The sequence below is a fragment of the Rhodovulum sp. genome (assembly GCF_011048875.1).
Taxonomy (GTDB): Bacteria; Pseudomonadota; Alphaproteobacteria; order Rhodobacterales; family Rhodobacteraceae; genus Rhodovulum; species Rhodovulum tesquicola.
In genome coordinates this window covers 1-1536 of sequence record NZ_DSDD01000002.1, presented here as the reverse complement: position 1 = coordinate 1536, position 1536 = coordinate 1, and the positions used below count along the sequence as shown (strand labels likewise).

The window sequence follows — 1536 nt, the reverse complement described above, 5'->3', positions numbered from 1 at the left end:
TGGTGCACCTTCAGCCATGACCAGGTGGACCTGGACTTCCGCAACCCCGAGGTTCTGCTGGAATTCCTGCGGATCATGCGGCTGCATGTGGATAACGGCATCCGCATCCTGCGGCTGGACGCGGTGGCCTACCTGTGGAAAGAGCCGGGCACGCCCTCGATCCACATGCCGCAGACCCATGCCATCGTGCAATTGATGCGCGTATTGTGCGATTTCGCGGTCGAGCCCGTCCTGCTGCTGACCGAGACCAACGTGCCCAATGTCGAGAACCTGTCCTATTTCGGCAATCGCAACGAGGCGCATGCGATCTACAATTTCTCGCTGCCGCCCCTGATCCTGCACGCGATGCTGTCGGGATCGGCCCGGCATCTGCACCGCTGGCAGGCCACGATGCCGCCTGCGCCACTGGGCGGCACCTATCTGAACTTCACCGCCTCCCATGACGGGATCGGGATGCGCCCGGTCGAGGGGCTGTTGCCCGATGAGGAAATCGGCGCCGTGCTGGGCGCGATCCGTGCCTTTGGCGGCGAGGTGTCAATGCGCACGCTGAATGGCGGCGGCGAGGCGCCCTACGAGTTGAACATCACCTGGTTCGACGCGATGAAGGGCAGCTTTGCGGGCGAGGACAGCCACCAGATCGAGCGGTTCCTGTGTTCGCAGTCCATCGTGATGGCGCTGGAAGGGGTGCCCGCCTTCTACATCCATGCGCTGCTGGCCACGCCGAACGATCACGCGGGCGTCGAGCGGACCGGCGTCAAGCGCGCGATCAATCGCCATCGCTGGGATTATCCGACGCTCCTGGCCCTGCTCGAGGACGCGGACAGCCCGCAGGCGAATGTGCTGCGCCAGATGAGGCGGCGCATCGCGATCCGCCGCGCCCAGCCCGCCTTTCATCCCAAAGCGACGCAGTTCACGCTGCATCTGGATCACCGCCTGTTCGGACTGTGGCGCCAGAGCCTCGACCGCGACCAGTCGATCTTTGCGCTGCACAATGTCAGCGCCGAAGAGGTCTCGGTCTCGCCCGTGGCGATCAACCTGATCGGCGGCGAGACCTGGGTGGACCTGCTGTCGGGCGAGACGATCTCGTCCACCGGCCCCGACATTCCCTTTGCACCCTATCAGTGCCGCTGGATTTCGAACCGGGGCTGACAGAGGGATCGGGTTCAGGGCCGAGCGCCCTGCCCCTCGCGGTCGCGATCACGCTCGCGCGGGGGGCCGCGCCGGACCACCCGTTCCAGTCGGTCGGCGAAGGCGGCGCGTTCCTCGGGGCTCATCGCCGCCACGCGGTCGAGCATCAGCCCGCGCATCAGCGCCGCATGATCCTGCACCCGCGTCTGCTGGGCCTCGACCACGGCGACCACCCGGGCATGGTCATAGGGGTCGGCCCGAAGCGCATCCTGCAACTCGCGGAATCCCTGGCGCACCGCCGCGCGGTTCTCGCGCAGACGCGGCGCCTCGGCGCGGTAGGCGGCGCGCAGCGCCTCGCGGTCGGACTCGCTCATCGCGCGGCTGTAGGGGCCGTAATCGCCCGGCAAG

2 protein-coding genes are annotated in these 1536 nt (G+C 67.2%); one reads left to right on the top strand and one right to left on the bottom strand.

The genetic code is table 11. The features are described 5' to 3' along the window. The coding region (locus ENN83_RS00020) for an alpha-amylase family glycosyl hydrolase (protein WP_287182581.1) at nt 1–1149 on the top strand (1149 nt) is incomplete at its 5' end. 14 nt (nt 1150–1163) lie between these two features. On the opposite strand, the gene ENN83_RS00015 is transcribed toward ENN83_RS00020, so the two are convergent. Next, nucleotides 1164–1536 (bottom strand): periplasmic heavy metal sensor (locus tag ENN83_RS00015; protein WP_287182579.1); only part of this gene is annotated, 373 nt, incomplete at its 5' end.